The sequence below is a fragment of the Allostreptomyces psammosilenae genome (genome assembly GCF_013407765.1).
Taxonomy (GTDB): Bacteria; Actinomycetota; Actinomycetes; order Streptomycetales; family Streptomycetaceae; genus Allostreptomyces; species Allostreptomyces psammosilenae.
In genome coordinates, this window is sequence record NZ_JACBZD010000002.1 from 743,076 (window position 1) to 762,980 (window position 19,905).

Below are 19,905 nucleotides of genomic sequence, written 5' to 3' on the forward strand. Positions count from 1 at the left end.
CCGCGACCGCGTCGTCCACGACGGGGCCGTCCACGCCCGGGCCGTCCCCGACCGCGTCGACCACGCCCGGGCCGTCCGCTACCAGCGCGCCGACGCAGCGCCGCGCGCCCGCCCGCGACGGCTCCGGCGCCCGGGCCGTCGCGACCGGGAGCACGCCGCTGTCGGCGGCCGGCCCGGACGGCCCGCCGCGCACCCGGGGCGGGCACCGGAGGGGAGCCCGATGACGGAGGCCGCACGACACGAGGCGGTGGCCCGCACCGGCCCGGCGCCCAGCCACACCGGGGGCGGCACCGCCGCCCCGTCGGCGCCGGGACACCACCCGGCCGAGCAGCCACCGGCGCGCCGACGAACCGGGGCCACGGCACCCGGTCCGTGCCCGGAGACCCGCCCCGACGGCGGCCTCCACGACGGCCCGGCCGCCCACTCCGGCCACCCCGGCCCGGAACCCGGGCGCGGCCGGGGGCCCGGACGCGTGCCGATCCTGATGTACCACTCGGTGTCCGCCAACCCGACCCCCGCGACCCGGAGCCTGTCCGTCACCCCCGCCGCGTTCGCCCGGCAGCTCGCCCAGCTCGCCGAGGACGGCTTCACCACGACCACCATCTCCGGCCTGCTGGCCGCCCGGCAGGCGCAGCCGGGGGCCGGCGAGCAGGCCCGCCGGCTCGTCGCCCTCACCTTCGACGACGGCTACGCCGACGCGCACTCCACCGTGCTGCCGCTGCTGCGCCGGCACGGCTTCACCGCCACGGTGTTCGTCACCACCGGATGGATCCGCGACGCCGGGCGCGGCGTGGACGTGGGCGGCCGGCTGGCGCCGATGCTCCGCTGGGGCCAGATCGCCGAACTGCACCAGGAGGGCATCGAGATCGGCGCCCACACCTGCACCCACCCCCAACTGGACCAGCTCCCCACCCGCACGCTCCGCCACGAACTGGAGCACTCCCGGGCCGTCCTGGAGGACCGGCTGGGCGCGCCGGTCAGCACCCTCGCCTACCCCTACGGCTACCACAGCGCCCGGGTCCGCGACGCCGTCCGCGAGGCCGGCTACCTGGCCAGCTGCGCCGTGCGGGGCGCGGTGAGCCGGCCCGGCGAGGACCCCTTCGCGCTGCCCCGGCTGACCGTCCGGCGGGACACCGGGCCGGAGCTCTTCCGGCGCCTGGTGACCGCCCGGCGCCTGCCGGCCGCCGTCTGGCGCGACCGGGCGGTCACCGCCGGATACCTGGTGGTCCGCAGGGGCCGATCCGTGTGGGGACGTGTCTGCGACCAGTGACCCACCAGCCGACCCGGCGGCGTCCGACGGACCCGCTGCTGCGCAACGCCTACGCGCTGATGGCGAACACCGGCGCCACCGCCGTGCTCGGCCTGGCCTACTGGATCCTGGCCGCCCACTACTACGCGCCGGAGGACGTCGGCCTGGGCTCCGCGCTGATCGCCGCCCTGAAGCTGCTCGCCGGCCTGGCCGCGCTCAACCTCAGCGGCTTCCTGAACCGCTTCGTGCCGCGCGCCGGCCGCCACACCCGGCGGTTCATCGCCCGCACCTACCTCGCCAGCGGCACCGCCGGCCTGGGCGTCACGGTGGTCTTCCTGGCCACCGCGGAACACTGGGGGCCCGGCTACGCCGGCCTGCGGGAGTGGGGCGCCGGCGTCTGGTTCGCCGCCTCGGTGGTGGCCTGGTGCCTGTTCACCCTCCAGGACGGCGTGTTCACGGCGCTGCGCAGCGCCGTGTGGGTGCCCATCGACAACGCCGTGTACGGCGTGGCCAAGCTGGTGCTGCTGGTGCTGCTGGCCTCGGCGCTGCCCGGGGCCGGGGTGTTCGCCTCCTGGGTGCTGCCGGTGGCGCTGTCCATCGGGGTGTGCGGGGCGCTGGTCTTCGGCCGGCTGGCGCCCCGCCAGGAGCGGGCCGCCGAGGCGGACGGCCGGCGGGACGGTCGGCCGCCGCCGACCGCGCGCGAGATCCGGCGCTTCCTGCTCGGCGACTACACCGGGGCGCTGTGCCTGCTGGCGGTGACCTACCTGCTGCCGGTGCTGGTGGCCGCCCGGTTCGAGCCGAGCGTCAACGCCTACTTCTACGTCGCCTGGATGGTGGGCGGGACGGTGGACCTGCTCGGGCTCAACATGGCGGCCTCGCTCACCGTGGAGAGCTCCTACGACAGCCGGCGACTGGCCGTCAACGCCCGGGCGGCGCTCGCCCGCATGCTGCGGATCCTGGTGCCGCTCACCGTGGTGCTGGTGGTCGCGGCGCCGTGGATCCTCTCCGTCTTCGGCCCCGGGTACGCGGCCAGCGGCAGCGGCCTGCTGCGCGTCCTGGCGCTGGCGGCGCTGCCCAGGGCGCTGATCGAGCTGTACCTGGGGGTGCTGCGGTCGCTGAGCCGCACCGGGCGGGTCGCCGCGGTGCAGGCGGCGGTGTGCGCGCTGGTGCTGGGGGGCTCCGTTCCGCTGGGGGCGTGGTTCGGGATCGTGGGGGTGGGGCTGGCGGTGCTCGCCGGGCAGACGGTGGTGATGCTGGCGACGCTGCCGGGCCTGGCGCGGGTGCTGGCCGAGGCGGAGGCCGGCGCCCGGTCGGAGGGCGGACCGCCGCAGGGCGTTCGGGGGGAGGGCGTGCACGCGGAGGGCGTGCGGGCGGAGGCGGGGCCCCCGACCGGCCCGGCGGCTCCGATACGGCCCACCCGGGCGGTGCTCGGTGTGGTCGCGGGCGCGGTCGCCGGAGCGCGCACCGAGGTGGCACGGCGGCCGCCGGCCGGACCGGAGGGCTTGTCGGGGGGAGCGGGCGGGCGCGCCGACGGCACGGGGCCGCCCCCGCCCGGGCGCCGGCTGGTCCCGCCCCGCCGGGGCGGGCAGGGCCCCGGAGCCGCCGGAACCGGCGGCGACGCCGCCGATGGCCGTCGTGGCGGGTACGGCGACGGCGGGTACGGAACCGGCCGGTACCGGGGCGACGCCGAGCGCGGGACGGCCGGGCCCCGCCGGCGCGCCGCCGCCCGAACGGCCGAGTGGGGCGGTGACCGCCGACCGCCCGGAGCCGTTGGTCCGCCCGGAAGCACGGCGGACCACGGCGAGCGAGAGACGGGACAACCCACGTGAGCGTCCAGGTGTCAGGACCGGGTCGGCGCGACGCGGACGTGGCGCCCCCACCCGACCCGACCGCCCCTGCGGGCACCTGCGCGGGCACCTCCGCGAGCGCACCGGCGAGCGCCCCCGCGGGCACCCCACCGAGCGACCCCGAGGTGGCGGGTCCGGCAGCCGGCTCCGCCCGCCCAGCCGCCGTCCGGGCACGGCCGCGCGGCGGCGTGGCGGCCTGGGGGGCGACGGCGCTGCTGCCCGCCGCCGCGGCGCTGTACTGGCTGCCGCTGCGCGGGACCGACCTGGCCGCGGTCGGCGCGTTCGGCCTGGTGCAGGCCCTGCCGGTGGCCACCCTGGTGGGCCTCGCGCTGCTGGCCGTCGGCTTCGCGCTCGCCCTCGCGGCCCCGTCCGGCACCCGCGCCACCCGGGCGCTGCGCGCCGCCTGGCTGCTGCTCACGGTGTTCTCCCTGCACGGCCTGCCGGCCGTCCTGGAACCCGAACCGCGCTTCCCGACCGCCTGGCAGCACGGCGGCTTCGTCGACTTCGTGCAGCGCACCGGGGAGACCGCCACCGCCCTGGACGCCCGGTGGAGTTGGCCGCTGTTCTTCCAGGCCGCGGCCGCCGCCATGGACCTGTTCCGCGCCGGCGACCTGACGCCCGTGCTGCGCTGGGCCCCGGTCGTCACCCAGGCCCTGTACCTGGTGCCGCTGGCCGTGCTCTACCGCCGGTTCGACGTGCCCGACCGGGCGGTCTGGCTGGGGCTGTGGCTGTTCACCTCGGTCAACTGGGTGGGCCAGGACTACTTCTCCCCGCAGTCCGCCAACCTGCTGCTGCACCTGGCCTTCCTCGCCCTGCTGCTCCGGCACTTCGCCGGGCCGACGCCGTCCGGCGGCGCCCGTCCCCGGCTCCTGGCCGGCCCACGCCGTTCCGCCCCGCGCCCTTCGGACGCTCGTGGTGCGGACCCGCGCCGTTCGGGCCCGCGTCCCCGCCCGCGGCCGGGCGTCCGTCCGGCGCGGGCGACGGCCCCGTGGGGCCGGCTGGCGGTCCTGGCGACCCTCCTGCTGCTGTTCGCCGCCTCCACGGCCAGCCACCAGCTCACCCCCTTCGTCACCCTGGCGACCTGCGCGGCACTGGTGGTGCTGCGCCGCTGCTCGGCCGTCCGGCTGCCGCTGGCCATGGCGGTCATGGTGGTGGGCTGGCTGAGCTACGCCGGGGCGCCCTACTGGTCCGGGCACATGGCGGAGATGTTCGGCGACCTCGGCCGGGTGGGCGCGAACGTGACCACCTCGCTGACCGGCCGGCTGCGCGGCGGCACGCCGGAGCACGAGGCCGTGCAGTACGCGCGCGGCACGTTCACCGCCGCCGTGCTGCTGCTGGCCGCCGTCGGGGCGGTGCGGCGGCGGCGCGCCGGCTTCGGCGACCGCACGCTGCTCGCCCTGCTGCTGGTGCCGTTCGGCGCGCTGGCCGCGCAGAGCTACGGCGGCGAGATGGCCATGCGGGTGTACCTCTTCGCCCTCCCGGCGGCCTGCCTGCTCGCCGCCTGCGCCCTCTGGCCCGGCACCGCCGCCACCACCGCCCCAGCCAGCGACCCGACGTCCGACGGACCGCTGACCGCACCCGGTGGCCGCCCGGAGCGGCCCGGACCGGGGGACGGAGCAGGACCGGCGGCCGTGGTCGCGGTGGGGCTGTGCGGGGCGCTGGTGCTGGGCGCCTTCCTGGTGGCCCGGTTCGGGAACGAGGCGTACGAGCGGGTGCGGCCCGGCGAGGTGGCCGCGATGGAGGCCGTCTACCGGGCCGCCGAGGACGTGGCGGCGGCGGGGGACGGCACCGTGCGGCTGGTCTGGCTGACGCCCGCCCCGGCGACCGACCTCACCCCCAACATGCCCTGGGGCTACCGGGCCCACGAGCGGATCGGCTACGTCGCCGCCCCGGCGCCGGAGGATCCCACCGACCTGGCCGCCCTGCTCGACCTGGTGCGCGACCTCGGGCCGGAGACCTACCTGATCAGCAACGTCGCGCAGGACCAGCACATCCACCTGGACTACGGCTACCCGCCGGACTGGGGCCGGCGGCTGCGCGCGGCCCTGGCCGCCGAGGAGGGCGTGCGCACCGTCGTCGCCGGACCGGACGCCGCGGTCTTCACGCTGGCGGAGGACGAGTGGGGGCCCGACCGCACGGTGCCCCCGCTGCCGGAGCTGACCGCCCGGGTCGGCACCACGCCGCACACCCCCACGGGCCTGCGCGTCTTCGGGCTGCTGCTGGGGCTGCTGGCCGCCGTCGAGGTCCGGGAGGCCCTCGGCCGCCACCGCCCGCGCTCCCGCGCGGCCGTCTGGACCACCCGAGCGCTGCTGGCCGGACTGCTGCTGGTCTTCGCCGCCGTCGTCGCGGAACGCTTCTGGCTCCTGGCCTGAGGCCCGGTCCGGGGCCTGGGGTGAGGCCCTCTCAGGTCGCCGGTCCCCGCCGCTGCCGTTCCTCCTCCTCGCGGAGGATGTCCCGGCCCTCCGCGTAGCCGGCCAGGATCTCCTCCATGCGTTCGGAGATGTCGGACCGTCCGCTGCCCCCGATTCCCATGGCGTGGAACACCCGCCGGCCGGCGGGTGGCGGCGGGGATGCCGGCAGGTACGCCGCGATCCGCTCGCGGACCCAGGCGGCCGCGCTCATCCCGCGCCGCCGTGCCTCCTCCTGGACGCGGACGTGGACCGCGTCGTCCAGCGTGAAGGTGATGCGACCCATGGCGGCAGCGTAGTGCGGCCGCGTCGTGCTGCGCGCTGCCCCATCACCCGGGGGAGTGTCCGCGAGCGCGCGTCCACTTGGCGTCCTACCCCTCCTCGCCGTCCTGGTCGCGGCGGGACGGGACGGGGACGGCGGGCGGGGGCGAGGGGGCGGTGCCGGGGGCGGTCAGGCTGCTCGGGGTCGCGGCGGCGGTCGGCGACGGGGCGGGCGCGGCCAGCGGGGGGCAGGCGTCGGGCTGCTGGCCGCAGATGTTCTGGCCGCGCACCTCGTAGGGCTGGAGGGTCACCGTCACGTCGCCGATCCGCACCACGGCCTGCCGGTCGCTGGTGTTCACCAGCACCACCTGGTGCCGCTGCGCCAGCATGGCGACCTCGCCGCCGATCCCGCCGGAGACCCGCACCTCGTGCAGCGGGGTGCCGGCCGGGAAGGCGCGGGCGAAGCCCTGGAGCACGTCCAGCATGGGCATGACCTGGCCGCCGCCGGGCTGGTCGGTGGGGCTCCACAGGCAGCCGGGGCAGGGGCCGCCGGTCGTCTGCGGGTTCCAGTACAGCGAGACGTCCACGCCGCCGCGCACCATCTCCATCATGGCCACCGCCTGCACGGCCGTGCGGCGGCGTTCGTCCAGCGAGACCGGGACGCCGTGGTCGCCGGCGCGCCACTCCGGCGGGGCCGGGGCGGGCGGCAGCGAGGCCGGGTGCTGCGGTGTCGGGGCGGGGACGGTGGGGGGCGGTGCCGAGGGCACGATGCCGTCCTCGTAGCCGGGGAAGCCGCCGTCCTCCCAGCCGGAGGCCGCGGCCGCCGGCTCGCCCGCTCCGACCGGGGGCGTTCCCGTCGGGGGTGGGTCGGCCGGGGGCGTTCCCGTCGGCGCGGGGGTTCCGGCCGGGGAGGGCGGAGGGGAGGCGGTGCGGTCCATCGGCCAGCGGCCGAACAGCCCGCCGGTGTCGGTCCACTGTTCGGTGCCGATCTGCGACTCGACGTACCACTCGGCCCACCACAGCGGCAGGTCGGTCCGGGACTTCACCCAGCGGCTGATGTCGGCGAAGTACTCGGTCGCCGTGAACTCGTCGGTCACCAGGCCCTGGTCCCGGGTGGTCATGGAACCGTCCACGACCACGAAATCCGCGCCGTGCTTGTGCGCCAGCCAGTAGTCGAAGGCCTCCACCACCCGTTTGTCCAGAACTCCCCATTCGCCGGCGACGTCGGAATGCTGGGTGGTGTCCTGGTGGGACCACGCCTCCATGGAGAGGTACGGGCCGCCGACCCGGATGTCGGGATCCACCGCCTTCAGGGTGTCGTACACCCGGTTGTACATCTCGGTGTAGCCCTCGTAGTCCCAGCGGTTCTCGCTGTCGTTCCAGAATCCCTTGAATTCGTTCCACACGATGAAGTCGCGGACCTCGGGATAGCGCCGCGCGACGGTCGCGGCCAGTTCCGCGAAGTCGTCGAAGTGCTCCGGCGCCACGGCGACCTCGATGAGGTCCCAGTCGGTGCTGCCCGGCTCGCCGCCCTTCATCCAGTCGGGGGCGCAGCACAGCGTGATCACCGGGTGTCCGCCGGTGGCGCGGACGATCTCCATGCGGGCGTCCAGCGCCGCGAAGTCGTGGACCCCGGGGGAGGGCTCCGGGTTCATCGCGCCCCAGCCCATGATGTGCTGGTTCTGCACCAGCGTTTCACCCGCGAGGAGTTCCCGGGCGTCGTCGACCGCGGCTTCGTCGCCGAACTCCGCGGAATACTGCGTGTGGGTGATTCCCCAGCGCGGCGGGTTTCGCGGCTCCTCGGCCGCGGGTTTCGGCTCGCCCTCCCTTCCGGGGGCGCGGGAGGCGACGACGGGAACCAGCAGGAGCAGGGCGGCGATGGCGCTGGCTGCCGCCACGATCGGGTGTTTGACCAGTGAGTGGGCTGCGCGTCGGTGCCAGGTGAGCAGCATTTATCAAACCTATGCGGAGTGCGGAGCGCGTGTCAGGGATATGGCCGGCGGCACGGAAAGGATTTCATCGTAGGGCGGTGAATGGCCGGATCGTGGGATTTACCTATCGCGCTGTTCGCCGGCGTGGGATCCACCGCGGTGCCGGCGCCGGTGCCGGCCCTGCCCGCTCGACGCCCCCGGGCCCCCGCCCGCCCCGACGGTCGGGGCCCGGCCCCACCCGTGGATCGCGCGCACCTAACGCTCGAAGGGGCGTTTGGTTACGCCGCTTCACCCGATCCGGTGGCGCCGACGCTTTGTCGCCCGTCCGTCCACCGGATCGTCATACGTTCGTCCCCGCGCTGCCGAACAGGCGTTGGAGGTCTCCGCCGGGCACGCGCTCGATCGCGGCGAGGGCCGGGTCCGACGCACGGGACCACCGCAACCGCCGCGTCCGCGCCAGGGAGGGCGACGAAACACCGATGAACCACCATGATCATCCGTCCGGGCCACCCCGCGCCGCCGCCACGGGAGGGCGCGCGCCGGGGACGCCGCGCGGCCGGCACCGGCGGCGCCGCGCGCTCCGGGGCGCCGCCGGCGGGCTCGCCGCCCTGCTGGCCACCGCGGCGGTGACCCAGCTGACCCAGTCGGACCTGGCCTCGGCGTTACCCGGGAGGCTGGTCCCGCCCGGGGGCCCAGCCTCGTCCTCCCCGCCGCCGTCCCCCGCGACCTCCGGGGCGCCCGTCGCCGGCACCCCGGTCGCCGCCCCGCGGATCGAGCTGCGCGTGCTGCTGCTCAGCGACGGCGCCGCCCCCGTGGAGGCGCTGGCCACCCAGCTCGACCGCGAGGGCGTCCCGTACACCCGCGTCGACCTGACCGCGGCCGACCGCCCGCGGATCACCACCAGCTTCCTCACCGGCGGCCCCCGGCACGGCCGCTACCAGGCCGTCATCGTCCCCGGCCCGGACCCGCTGCCCGCCGGCTCCGCCGAGGCCGCCGCCCTGGAGGAGTACGAACGCACCTTCGGCGTCCGCCGGGTGATCGCCTACGCCTGGGCCGGCGCGCGCGTCGGCCTCCAGCAGGCCCACTACGCCGGACCGCTGGACGGGCTCACCGCCACCGTCGACCCCACCGCGGCCGGCGGCGCCTTCGGCTACCTCGACGGACCCCTGCCGTTCGAGGACGTCGCCCCGGACGTCTCCGAGAGCTACGGCTACCTCGCCCGCCCCCTCCTCCCCGCGCCGACGGACGGCGCGCCGGGGGAGAGCTTCGAACCGGTGGTCACCGCGCAGGCGCCGGACGGCTCCGGCACCGGCGTGCTCGCCGGCGTGCACCGCGCCGGCGGCCGTGAGGAACTCGTCCTCGGCTTCTCCGGCAACGCCCACCAGCGGCAGGTCGGCCTGCTCGGCCACGCCGTCGTCAGCTGGGCCACCCGCGGCGTGCACCTCGGCCAGAATCGTTACTTCTTCGCCGTGCACGTCGACGACGTGCTCAGCCCCGACGACCGCTGGCACACCGCCGCCAACTGCACCCCCGGCGACGTGGACTGCGCCCCGCCGGCCGGCGGCGGCCCCGCGCCCAGCACCGAGCCGATCCTGATGACCGCCGAGGACGCCGCCCACGCCCGCCGGTGGCAGCGCGAGAACGACTTCACCCTCGACCTCGTCTACAACGCCGGCCCGGCCCAGCGGCGCATCGAGGAGGCCGGCGGCGACCCGCTCACCGAGCGGCTGCTCGCCGACCGCCGGGAGTACCGCTGGATCAACCACACCTGGGACCACCCCTACCTCGGATGCGTCCAGGACACCAGCGTCGTCCCGTGGCGGTGCGCCACCGACGCCTCCGGCGCGGTGCGCTGGGTGGACCGCGCCGAGATCGAACGGCAGATCAGGCTCGGCGCCGACTGGGGAATCGCGCACGGCCTGCCACTGGACCGCGGCGAACTCGTCACCGGGGAACACTCCGGGCTGGTGACGCTGCCCCAGCAGAGCACCGACAACCCCAACCTCGGCCCGGCCCTGGCCGCCACCGGCGTGGAATGGCTCGCCGCGGACAACTCCCGGGAGACCACCCAGCGGCAGCTCGCCGGCTCCCGCGCCACCACCCTCCCGCGGCACCCGATGAACATCTTCTACAACGTCGGCACCACCGCCGAGCTGGTCGACGAGTACAACTGGATCTACACCTCGCGCGCCGACGGCGGCAGCGGCATCTGCGAGGACAACCCCGCCACCACCACCTGCATCGAGCCGCTGGACGTGGCCACCGGGTTCACCGGCCACATCCTCCCCCTGGAGACCCGCACCGCGCTCGGCCACGTGCTGGCCGGCGACCCGCGCCCGCACTACATCCACCAGTCGAACCTGGCCGAGGACCGCCTGGCCTACGCCCTGATCGGCTCGGTGCTCGACGCCTTCCGCTCCGCCGTCGACGACACCGCCCCGCTGGTGGGCGCCCCGCAGCGCGCCCTCGGCGAGGAACTCGCCCGGCAGGACGCCTGGCGGGCCGCGCTCCGCGCCGGCGGGGTCACCGCCTGGGTCGAGGGCGACCGCGTCACCGTCCGGGCCCCGGCCGGCACGCCCGTGCCGCTGACCGTGCCGGAGGAGACCCGCCGGGCCGGCGGGGCCCGCTTCGGCGAGCCCTACGCCGGGGAACGCTCCGCCTACACCACCGCGACCGGCGCGGACCTGGTCTGGCGCCTCCCCGCCGCCCCGCACCCCGGCACCGCCGCGTCCGGCCCGTCCGGTTCCGGCGCGGCGTCCGGTCCCGGCGCGGCGTCCGGTCCCGGCACGGCGTTCGGGCCGGCCCGGCCGCTCACCCAGCCGGCGCCGCTCGACCCCCTGCCCGAGGCGCCCGCCGCCCACGCCGACGGCGTCCCCCTCCCGGTCAGCCCGCCCGTGCTCCCCGCCGGACCGGCCACCGAGCCGCCCGACCACCCCGGCGCGGCACGGCCCGGCGCCACCGGCGAGCGGCCGAGGTGAGCCGGATGCGCGTCGCCATGCTCACCGAGGGCACCTATCCGCACGCCCACGGCGGGGTCAGCGTCTGGTGCGACCAACTCGTCCGCGGGCTCCCCGAGCACGACTTCCACCTGCACGCCCTCACCGCCAGCGGCCACGAGCAACTCGCCTGGACCCTGCCGGAGCACGTCCGCGCCGTGCGCACCCAGCCGCTGTGGGCCGCCGCCGCGCCCGGCGGCCGCCCACCGGCCGGCCGCCGGCGCCGCCGCTACCTGCACCACTACGAGGCACTGCTCGCCGCCCTGCTCGACCCGGCGGCCGAGGACGGCTTCGCCGAGTCCCTCTACCGGCTCGCCGAACTCGCCCGGGACGGCGGCCTGCCCGCCCTGCTGCGCTCCGAGGACGCCCTGCGCGTGCTGGACCGCCTCTGGGCGGCACGCGCCCACGCCGGCGGCCCCGGCGCGTCCGGCGGCCCCCACCCGGACGGCACCCCGTACCCGGAGGGCGGCCCCGACGCCCCGCCGGTCACCGTCCGTGACCTGCTGGCCGCCACCGACCTGCTGGAACACAGCCTGCGGCCGCTCACCGCCCCCTGGTACGCGCCCGGCGCGACACCCGGCGAGGAACCCTCCCTCGCCTCCGCGGACCTCGGCCACGCGGTGAGCGGCGGCCTGGCCGCACTGCCCGGTCTGCTGGCGAAGCGGTTCTTCGGCACCCCGCTGCTGCTCACCGAGCACGGCGTCTACCTGCGCGAACGCTACCTCGGCTACCGCGACGCACCGTTCACCCGACCGGTCCGGGCGCTGCTGCTGGCCTTCTTCCGGCTGCTCACCGTCGAGACCTACCGCGCCGCCGACGCCATCACCCCCGGCAACGCCTACAACCGGCGCTGGGAGGAACGCTGCGGCGCCGACCCGGCGCGCATCCGCACCGTCTACAACGGGGTGGACCCCGCCGACTTCCCACCCGCCGGGCCCGAACCGGCCGTCCCCACCCTCAGCTGGGCCGGCCGCATCGACCCGATCAAGGACCTGGTCACCCTGCTCCAGGCCTTCGCCCTGGTGCGGGAGGGCGTGCCCGGGGCCCGGCTGCGCCTGTTCGGCCCCACCCCGCCGGGCAACGAGCCGTACCGGGACCGCCTGGTCGCGCTGGTCCGCGACCTCGACCTGGGCGGGGCCGTCACCTTCGAGGGGCGGGTGCCCCGGATCACCGACGCCTACGCCGCCGGCGGGGTGGTCGTGCTCTCCAGCGTCTCCGAGGGCTTCCCGTACACCCTCATCGAGGCGATGGCCTGCGGCCGCCCGACCGTGGCCACCGACGTCGGCGGGGTCCGGGAGGCGGTCGGGGACACCGGCCTGGTGGTGCCGCCGCGCAGCCCGCGCGCGCTGGCCGACGCCTGCACCGTGCTGCTCCGGGACGCCGGCCTGCGCGGCCGACTGGGGGCGGCGGCCCGCCACCGGGCGGTGGGGATGTTCACCGTGGAGCGCGCGGTGACGGCCTTCCGGGAGATCTACCGCGACCTCGCCCGGCCCACCGCCGACCACGCCGACCGCTCCGGTCCGCTCACCCACGCCGACCGCTCCCGTCCGCTCACCCACGCCGACGGCCCCGGCCACGGCGCCGCACCCGACCGCGCCCCCGGACGGGAGGCCGCGGCCGACCCGGAGGGAGGGCGGAACGCGCCCCGTGCCCTCGCGCTGCCCCCGGCCCGGCCCCGCCCCGCCCGGCCGGTGGCGGCGGACCGGCCGGAGCAGCCCGGCCGCCCACCGCGCACGCTGCGCACCCCGCGGTTCCTCTCCGGAGTGCGCGCCGGGCGGGCCAGCCGGGTCCACGACGAACGCGGCGGCCTGGAGCGGGAAGGCGGGAGTCCCGAGTGAGCGCCCCGACCCTGCTGCTTCCGCCGTACCACCCACCTCATCCGCCCCGTCCGGCCGACGGACCGCGAACGGCGCCCCGGCCGGCCGACCCGCCCCCCGGGCCGTCCGGCGGCGTCCCCACCCCGGCCCCCGCCGCCGACCCGGCCACCGCCACCGACCCGGTCGGAGCGCTGCTGGAGCGGCACGCCGAACTGTGCGCCGCCGCCACCCACCCGCTGGAGATCGCGGCCGGCCTGGAGGCGGCCGGTGTCGGCGACCGCGCCGCCGCCGTCTACCGGCACCCCGACCTGTTCTCGCTGGCCGAGGAGCTCCACGCCCGCGCCGCCCGCCTGCCCCGGCACGACGCCCGGCCGGGGGACCGCGCCACCCCGGTGGACGACCGCGGCCCCTGGCACGGGGGCGGCGTCCGCTCCCTGCTGCACGGGCTGCTCTACGCGGCCCCCGGCCCCGGCTACGCCGCCGTCGCCGACCGGCTCGCCGGCGGCCCGGCCGGACCGTTCGGCCTCCCCGCCGGCACCGTGACCGCCCTGGCCGTGCTGCTGCTCGGCATGGCGTTCGGTCAGGGGCTGGCCTACCGCGGCCACCTGCTGCTGGGCACCACCGGCCGGGCGGCGGCGGCCCGCGCCCTGGGGCGCGGCATGGTGGCCGGCGCGCTCGCCGGCACGGTCCTGGCCGGGCTGCTCGCCGCGGTGCTGGGCGCCGGACCGGGGGCGGCCGTGGTCGGCGCGGGGGGCGTCTGCTACCTGACGGCCGCCACCACACTGCTGGTGCTCGGTCGGGAACGGGCCCTCGGCCTGGCCCTGCTGCCCGCGCTGGCGGCCGGCGTGCTGACGCTGTCCAGCCACCTGCCGGGGGTCTTCGCGCCGGCCGCCCGGTTGGCGCTGGGGCCGGTGGCGTCGCTGCTGGCCGGTGTCGCCGTGGCGGTGGCGCTCGGGCTGGCGGCGCTGGCCGTCCGCCGGGAACGGCGGACCGCCGGCGACCCGCGACGGCCCGCCGATGCGGCCGATGCCGTCGGAGGCCGGAAGCCGGCGGCCGGCGCCCCGGCGTCCCGCGCCGCGCGGATCACCGCCGCCCGGCTCACCACCGCGCGGATCACCGCGGCCCGGTCCCTCGTGGCCCGGTCCCTCGTGGCCCGGACCCTCGCCACCCGGTTGCGCCCGGGCCGCCGCCCGCCCGGCCTCCCACGCGCCCTGACGCTGCCCCCCACCCTGGCGCACGCCCTGCACGGCGCCGGGACCGGCTGGCTGATCACCCTCGCGGTCTTCGGCGAACGCCTCCTCCCCGCGCCGGCAGCCGCCGCGGGCCCCGGCCCGGACCTGCCCGCCGCCCCCGCCGTCCCGCTGGTCGCCGCGCTCTCCCTCTCCATGGGCCTGGCCGAGTGGTGCGTCCGCCGCTACCGGAACGCCGGATGGCGGGGCCTCGCCAGCAGCGGGAACCTGCGCGACTTCTCCCGCGCCATGCGCCCCGCCCTCACCGGCTGGCTCGCCGTCTACCTGGTCGGCCTGCTCGCGCTGGCCGTGGCGCTCACCACCGCGCACCGCCTGCTGACCGGGGCGGCGACCGGACCTGGCCTCCTGCCGTACGCCGCGCTGCTGGCGCTCGGCACGCTCGTGCTGCTGCAGCTCCTGCTGCTCTCCTGCGGCGCGACGCTCGCCGCCGTCGCCTCCTCGCTGCTCGCCGCCGGCGCGCAGACCGGCCTGCTGCTCGCCGCCGGGGCGGTGGCCGGCGGGGCCGGACACCCCCTCGCGGGCCTGCCGGGCGGCGCCGGAGCCGCCACGGTCGTCGCCGCCACCCAGCTGGCCGGTTGCGGCGGCGTCGCCCTGGCCCTGCTGCCGCACGCCCGGGCCGTCCTCGTCCGCGCCAGCAGACACCGCTGACGCCACGCGGAAATCCCCGCACCGGCCGTGTCCCCCGGTGGGCGGAACCGGTTAACCAACGGTGCCCCGCCCACCCCGCCGGCCCCCCGTCCCCCGCCCACCCCCGCTCGTCCCCACCGACCCGGAACCCGGACAGGAACCACACGACATGGACACCAGCACCGTCGCCGTCACCGGCGCCGAGGGCTTCATCGGCTCCCACCTCGTCGAGGCCCTGGTGGCCCGCGGCCACCGCGTCCGCGCCATGGTGCAGTACAACTCGCTCGCCTCCCACGGCTGGCTGGACACCCTCCCCGCCGACGTGCTGGACGCGGTGGAGGTCCAGCTCGGCGACGTCCGCGACCCCGCCTGCTGCCAGGAGCTGCTGCACCGCGCCGGGACCGTCTACCACCTGGCCGCGCTCATCGCGATCCCCTACTCCTACCGCGCCCCCCGCTCCTACGTGGAGACCAACGTCCTGGGCACCGTCAACGTCCTCGACGCCGCCCGCCAGCACGGCGTGGAGCGCGTGGTGCACACCTCCACCAGCGAGACCTACGGCACCGCCCGCACCGTCCCGATCAGCGAGGATCACCCCACCCAGGCGCAGTCCCCGTACGCGGCCAGCAAGGCCGCCGCCGACCGGATCGCCGAGTCCTACCACCACAGCTTCGGCCTCCCCGTGGTCACGCTGCGCCCGTTCAACACCTACGGCCCCCGGCAGTCCACCCGGGCCGTCATCCCCACCGTGATCGCCCAGCTCGCCGCCGGCGCCGAGGAGATCGTGCTCGGCGACCTGCGCCCCACCCGCGACTTCACCCACGTCACCGACACCGCGCGGGCCTTCGTGGCCGTGGGCACCGCCCCGGCCGAACGGGTCGTCGGCCAGGTCCTCAACGCCGGCAGCGGCGTCGAGGTGTCCGTCGGCGAACTGGTCACCCGCATCGGCGACGTGATGGGGCGGCAGCCCGTCGTCCGCCAGGACCCGGAACGGCTGCGGCCCGACGGCTCCGAGGTGATGCGGCTGCTCTGCGACAGCCGCCGGCTGCGCGCGGCCACCGGCTGGAGCCCGCTGTACGACCTGGAGTCCGGCCTGAAGGAGACCGCCGCCTGGTTCACCGAACCGGCCAACCTGGCCCGCTACCGGCCCTTCGAGTACCAGCTCTAGCCGGCGACCGACGCCCGCGACCCGACGTCCACGTCCACACCCGCGACCACGTCCACGACCACGTCCACGACCCGGCGCGAGGACGCCGGCGGCCCTCCCGGCCCCCCGTCCCCGCCCCCGGTCACCCGACCCACCAAGGACCGAACACCGTGCACGCAGTGATCCTGGCCGGCGGCAAAGGGGTGCGGCTGCGCCCCTACACCACCGCCCTGCCCAAGCCGCTCGTCCCGATCGGCGACGAACACTCCATCCTGGAGATCGTGATGCGGCAGCTCGCCGACCGCGGCTTCCGCTCGGCCACGCTCGCCATCAACCACCTCGGCCACCTGATCCGCTCCTACGTCGGGGACGGCAGCCAGTGGGGCCTGCGGGTGGACTACGCCACCGAGGACGCCCCGCTGGGCACCATCGGCCCGCTGGTGCAGCAGCGCGACCGCCTGCCGGAGCACTTCCTGGTGATGAACGGCGACGTCCTCACCGACCTCGACTTCGGCGACCTGCTCACCCGGCACGCCTCCTGCGGCGCCCCGCTGACCATCGCCACCTCCCCCCGTCAGGTGCGCATCGACTTCGGCGTGCTCACCACCCGGGCCGGCCGGATCACCGGCTTCACGGAGAAACCGGCCATGGACTACCGGGTCAGCATGGGCGTCTACGGGGTCACCCGCCGGGTCCTCGACGCCTACCCCCCGGGCCGGCCGCTGGGCTTCGACGAACTCGTGCTGGACCTGCTGGAGCGGGGCGAGGCACCCGCCGAGTACGCCTTCGACGGCTACTGGCTCGACATAGGCCGCCCCGACGACTACGACCGGGCGAACGCCGAGTTCGACGCCCACCGCGCGCACCTGCTGCCCGACCCGGACACCGCCCGCGCCCGCGGCCTGGACGCGAGCCGAGCCGCCTACGGCCCGGCCGGCTACGGTCCCGCCGCCTACCGCCCCGCCTACGGACACGCCCACTCCCTGGGCGACGACGTCGACCAGCTCACGATGGGAGCCTGACCATGCGAATCCTGCTCATCGGCGCCGACGGCTTCCTGGGCCGCCACGTCACCGACCGCCTGCTCGCTGACCCCGAGGTCTCGCTGACCGTGCTCGGCCGGCGGGAGGGCGCCGACATCCGCTTCGACCTCGCGGAGGGCCAGCCCGGGGTGCTGGCCCGCTTCATCGACGCCGTCGCCCCCCGCGCGGTGATCAACTGCGCCGGGGCGACCCGCGGCGGAGCCCGCGACCTCACCCTGGGCAACACGGTGGCGGTGGCCACCCTGTGCGAGGCGATGCGCCGCAGCCGGCACCGGGCCCGGCTGGTGCACCTCGGCTCCGCCGCCGAGTACGGCGCGGTGCCGCCCGGGGTGGTGATCGACGAGGCGACGCCGCCGCAGCCGGTGGGCGGCTACGGCTTCAGCAAGCTGGCCGGCACCGAACTCGTCACCTCCTCCGGACTGGACGCCGTGGTGCTGCGGGTGTTCAACCCGATCGGCCCCGGCACCCCCGGTGGGACGGTGATGGGCCGGCTGGCCACCGCGCTGCGGGAGGCCATGGAGAACGGCACCAACGTGGCGCGGGTCGGCGACCTGTCGGCCTTCCGGGACTTCGTGGACGTGCGGGACGTGGCGCGGGCGGTGCACGCGGCGACCGTCTCCGGCGCCCAGGGCGTGATCAACATCGGCAGCGGGGTGCCCACCCGGGTGCGCGAGGCCGCCCGGATGCTGGTCCGGGCCGCCGGGTTCGTCGGCCGCGTCGAGGAGGAGGGCGTCGGCTCCGAGCGCTCCGCCGACGTGCTGTGGCAGCAGGCCGACGTGCGGGCCGCCAAGGAGCGCCTGGGCTGGCGGTACCGCATCCCGTTGGACGAGTCGCTGGCGGACGTCTGGATGGAGGCGGCGTGCAAGGTGTGACCGCCGGCGGCGGCCCCCGGCCGGAGGGGCCCGACGGCCTGCCGGAGGCGCCCGGCGACCGGCCCGGGGTGGCGGCCGGCGTGCCGGCGTACGTGCACCCGCTGCTGGCCCCGGACGACTGGGACCGGCTGGCCCGGCCGGGCGCCCCGCTGGACTGGGTGGTCCTCAACGTCGCCGACGGCCCGGGCACCCGGGTCGACCGCGCCTACGTCGAGACGGTCGCGGCGCTGCGCGCCGCCGGGGTCACCGTGCTCGGCTACCTCGACACCGGCTACGGCACCCGCCCGTCCGAGGAGCTGATCTCCGACGCCGCCCGGCACCTGAGCTGGTACCGGGTGGACGGCTTCTTCCTCGACCAGGTCTCCTCCGGTCCGGAGCGGTTGAACCGGTACCGGGGCAGCGCCGGCGCGCTGCGCGCCCTGGGCGCGCGCGAGCTGGTGCTCAACCCGGGCGTGCACCCGCACCCCGGCTACCTCCAGGTGGCCGACCAGGTGGTCACCTTCGAGGGGCCGTGGTCCGCCTACCGGTGGCTCCAGGCCCCGGACTGGGTGGCCGACCACCCCCCGGAGCGCTTCTGCCACCTGGTGTACGGCGTGCCGCACCGGTACCTGGACGCGGCGCTGCGGATGTGCCAGTGGCACGGCGCCGGCACGGCGCTGGTGACCGACCGCGCCGGGACCAATCCCTGGGAGGGCCTGCCGGGCTACTGGGACGCCGAGGAGCGGCTGCTGGCCGCCGCGCCGCGCCCGCGCGAGCACGCGATCTGACGTGCCGACGGGCCGACGTGCCGACGTGTCATCGCGCCGACGTGCTGTCGTGCCGTCGTGCCGTCGCCGGCCGGTGGACGGCGGGACGGTGGGGGCCTCCCGCGCGGCCGGCGCCGGGGAGGTGGCAGACTGCCCGCCGTGCGGACAGCAGCGTCCAGGACGCGGAACGCGGCGGGCGGGCCGGCGGCGGGTGGCCCCCGTCGGCCCGTCGCCCCACGGACTCCCGCCGGCATCGGCCTCCTCGTCGGCCCCCTGATCGCCCTGGCGCTCCTGGCGGCCTGCACCGGCGGCTCCCCGGAGCCGCCGGAGGCCGGCCGGTCACCGGGGGCCGGCGAGTCGTCGGGGGCCGGCCGGCCGTCGGAGGGATGGTGGCGGCCGACCGCCGGGCTGAGCTGGCAGTGGCAGCTCAGCGGCGAACTGGACCTCTCCGTGGAGGCGGACGTCTACGACGTCGACCTGCACGAGACCAGCGCCGAGCAGGTGGCCGCCCTGCACGGGCGGGGCCGCCGGGTGATCGCCTACCTCAACGCCGGGGCCTGGGAGGAGTTCCGCCCGGACGCGGACGCCTTCCCGGCGGAGGTGCTGGGCGAGCCGAACGGCTGGCCGGGGGAGCGCTGGCTGGACATCCGGCGCGTGGACGTGCTGGAGCCGATCATGGCCGCGCGGATGGACCTGGCGGTGGCCAAGGGCTTCGACGCGGTGGAGCCGGACCTGCTGGAGGGCTACACCGAGCACACCGGCTTCCCGCTGACGGCGGAGGACCAGCTGGCCTACAACCGGCTGATCGCCCGGCTGGCCCACGAGCGGGGCCTGGCGGTCGGGCTGAAGAACGACCTGCCGCAGGTGCCGGAGCTGGTGGGGGAGTTCGACTTCGCGGTCAACGAGGAGTGCGCCGAGTTCGCCGAGTGCGACCTGCTGCGGCCGTTCCTGGACGCCGGCAAGCCGGTCTTCCACGCCGAGTACGCCGTCCCCGCGGCCGAGTTCTGCGCCACCTCCCGCCGGCTGGGACTGTCGTCCCTCCACAAACGCCTGGAGCTCGACGCCTGGCGCGAGACCTGCTCGGGGCCACCGCTGTCAGGGGACGAGCTCGAATGAATGAACGTGTTGTGGCCGAACCGCTCTGAAGTGGCGGTGGTCCAGGGTGGCGACCGAGCGGGTCCCGAAGTGTTCCGCCGTCACCACCACCGCCGCATCGGCGGCACCGAGCGGGAAGTCCTGGTACTTCTCCACCAGGTCGGCCATGCGGAGGAGCTGTTCCCGCCCGGGGCGTAGAGCCTCAGCAGCTCCGACCCGCCCACGTCACGTAGGAACGCGGCTTCGACTCGCGGCCCGCCCTCCCGTTCGAGCAGCTGGCACACCTCGGTGAGAACCGGGACGGGTACGACTAAGCGGCGCCGCTCCCGTGCCACGCGGGTCAGCCATTCCAGGCACCGCAGATGGTCCTTGTCGTCCGCGTGGGCGAGGGCTACGAGTGGTCCGGTGTCGACCACCGTGCAACGTTCCAGCGCCGTCACTCCACCGGTTCCTCGTGGCCGCGTACCAGCTGCTTCGAACGGGCCGCCAGGTCGGCCGGGCCGCCGTGCAGTATCCCGACGAAGCCCGGCAGCGGGAAGCCGGGCAGCTCGGGGGGCGCCGCGTTCAGCGGCACGAGCCTGCGGCGGGCGCGGGCGCGCACACGTTCCCGCGCTGA

The 19,905-nt window shown here is 76.9% G+C and carries 14 protein-coding genes and 1 pseudogene; 11 read left to right on the plus strand and 4 right to left on the minus strand.

All coding sequences use genetic code 11. The annotated features are described in order from the left end of the window. Positions 1-220: 220 nt before the first annotated feature. The 3 genes from FHU37_RS25495 to FHU37_RS25505 all read left to right on the plus strand — a co-directional run bounded on the left by FHU37_RS25495 (position 221) and on the right by FHU37_RS25505 (position 5,468). On the plus strand, positions 221-1,270 hold the full coding sequence (locus tag FHU37_RS25495; RefSeq protein WP_312892859.1) for a polysaccharide deacetylase family protein: 1,050 nt from the start codon (positions 221-223) through the stop codon (positions 1,268-1,270). After that, the gene (locus FHU37_RS25500; RefSeq protein WP_179816994.1) at positions 1,267-3,078 is read left to right on the plus strand and encodes a lipopolysaccharide biosynthesis protein; all 1,812 of its coding nucleotides are present in this window, start codon (positions 1,267-1,269) and stop codon (positions 3,076-3,078) included. The genes FHU37_RS25495 and FHU37_RS25500 overlap by 4 nt, the downstream gene beginning before the upstream one ends. 143 nt (positions 3,079-3,221) lie before the next feature. Then, positions 3,222-5,468 (plus strand): hypothetical protein, encoded by a 2,247-nt coding sequence (locus tag FHU37_RS25505; protein ID WP_312892861.1) that lies wholly within the window; start codon positions 3,222-3,224, stop codon positions 5,466-5,468. Positions 5,469-5,499: 31 nt separating this feature from the next. Here FHU37_RS25505 and FHU37_RS25510 read toward each other — a convergent pair whose 3' ends face one another. Further along, entirely contained in the window at positions 5,500-5,790 is a 291-nt protein-coding gene (locus FHU37_RS25510) for a ribbon-helix-helix domain-containing protein (protein ID WP_179816995.1), read from the minus strand. Positions 5,791-5,875: 85 nt separating this feature from the next. Further along, a complete protein-coding gene (locus FHU37_RS28675; RefSeq protein WP_312892862.1) occupies positions 5,876-7,663 on the minus strand; it encodes a GH39 family glycosyl hydrolase in 1,788 nt (595 codons plus the stop codon). A gap of 512 nt (positions 7,664-8,175) precedes the next feature. On the opposite strand from FHU37_RS28675, the gene FHU37_RS25520 reads away from it, so the two are divergent. The 8 genes and pseudogenes from FHU37_RS25520 to FHU37_RS25555 all read left to right on the plus strand — a co-directional run bounded on the left by FHU37_RS25520 (position 8,176) and on the right by FHU37_RS25555 (position 19,310). Next, on the plus strand, positions 8,176-10,674 hold the full coding sequence (locus FHU37_RS25520; protein WP_179816996.1) for a hypothetical protein: 2,499 nt from the start codon (positions 8,176-8,178) through the stop codon (positions 10,672-10,674). Positions 10,675-10,679: 5 nt separating this feature from the next. Further along, entirely contained in the window at positions 10,680-12,530 is a 1,851-nt protein-coding gene (gene pelF / locus FHU37_RS25525; RefSeq protein ID WP_179816997.1) for a GT4 family glycosyltransferase PelF, read from the plus strand. Continuing rightward, positions 12,527-14,407 (plus strand): hypothetical protein, encoded by a 1,881-nt coding sequence (locus tag FHU37_RS25530; protein WP_179816998.1) that lies wholly within the window; start codon positions 12,527-12,529, stop codon positions 14,405-14,407. Before pelF ends, FHU37_RS25530 begins: the two co-directional genes overlap by 4 nt. Positions 14,408-14,555: 148 nt before the next feature. Then, positions 14,556-15,554: a GDP-mannose 4,6-dehydratase gene (locus tag FHU37_RS25535; protein WP_179816999.1), complete on the plus strand. Its 999-nt coding sequence runs from the start codon at positions 14,556-14,558 to the stop codon at positions 15,552-15,554. A 149-nt stretch (positions 15,555-15,703) separates the two neighbouring features. Beyond that, positions 15,704-16,405: pseudogene (locus FHU37_RS25540) on the plus strand (sugar phosphate nucleotidyltransferase); the annotation flags it as partial. 152 nt (positions 16,406-16,557) lie between these two features. Further along, positions 16,558-17,448 (plus strand): NAD-dependent epimerase/dehydratase family protein, encoded by an 891-nt coding sequence (locus FHU37_RS25545; protein WP_179817001.1) that lies wholly within the window; start codon positions 16,558-16,560, stop codon positions 17,446-17,448. 38 nt (positions 17,449-17,486) lie between these two features. Then, positions 17,487-18,215 (plus strand): spherulation-specific family 4 protein, encoded by a 729-nt coding sequence (locus FHU37_RS25550; protein ID WP_179817388.1) that lies wholly within the window; start codon positions 17,487-17,489, stop codon positions 18,213-18,215. Between the two features lie 138 nt (positions 18,216-18,353). Next, positions 18,354-19,310, plus strand: coding sequence for an endo alpha-1,4 polygalactosaminidase (locus tag FHU37_RS25555; protein ID WP_376774061.1), 957 nt, complete (start codon positions 18,354-18,356; stop codon positions 19,308-19,310). Here FHU37_RS25555 and FHU37_RS28680 read toward each other — a convergent pair. Both FHU37_RS28680 and FHU37_RS25565 read right to left on the minus strand, forming a co-directional pair. Further along, complete coding sequence (locus FHU37_RS28680; RefSeq protein ID WP_246451294.1) at positions 19,290-19,457, minus strand: PIN domain-containing protein; 168 nt, start codon at positions 19,455-19,457, stop codon at positions 19,290-19,292. The genes FHU37_RS25555 and FHU37_RS28680 overlap by 21 nt on opposite strands. A 268-nt stretch (positions 19,458-19,725) precedes the next feature. Then, a complete protein-coding gene (locus FHU37_RS25565; RefSeq protein WP_179817002.1) occupies positions 19,726-19,890 on the minus strand; it encodes a hypothetical protein in 165 nt (54 codons plus the stop codon). Between the last annotated feature and the right edge of the window lie 15 nt (positions 19,891-19,905).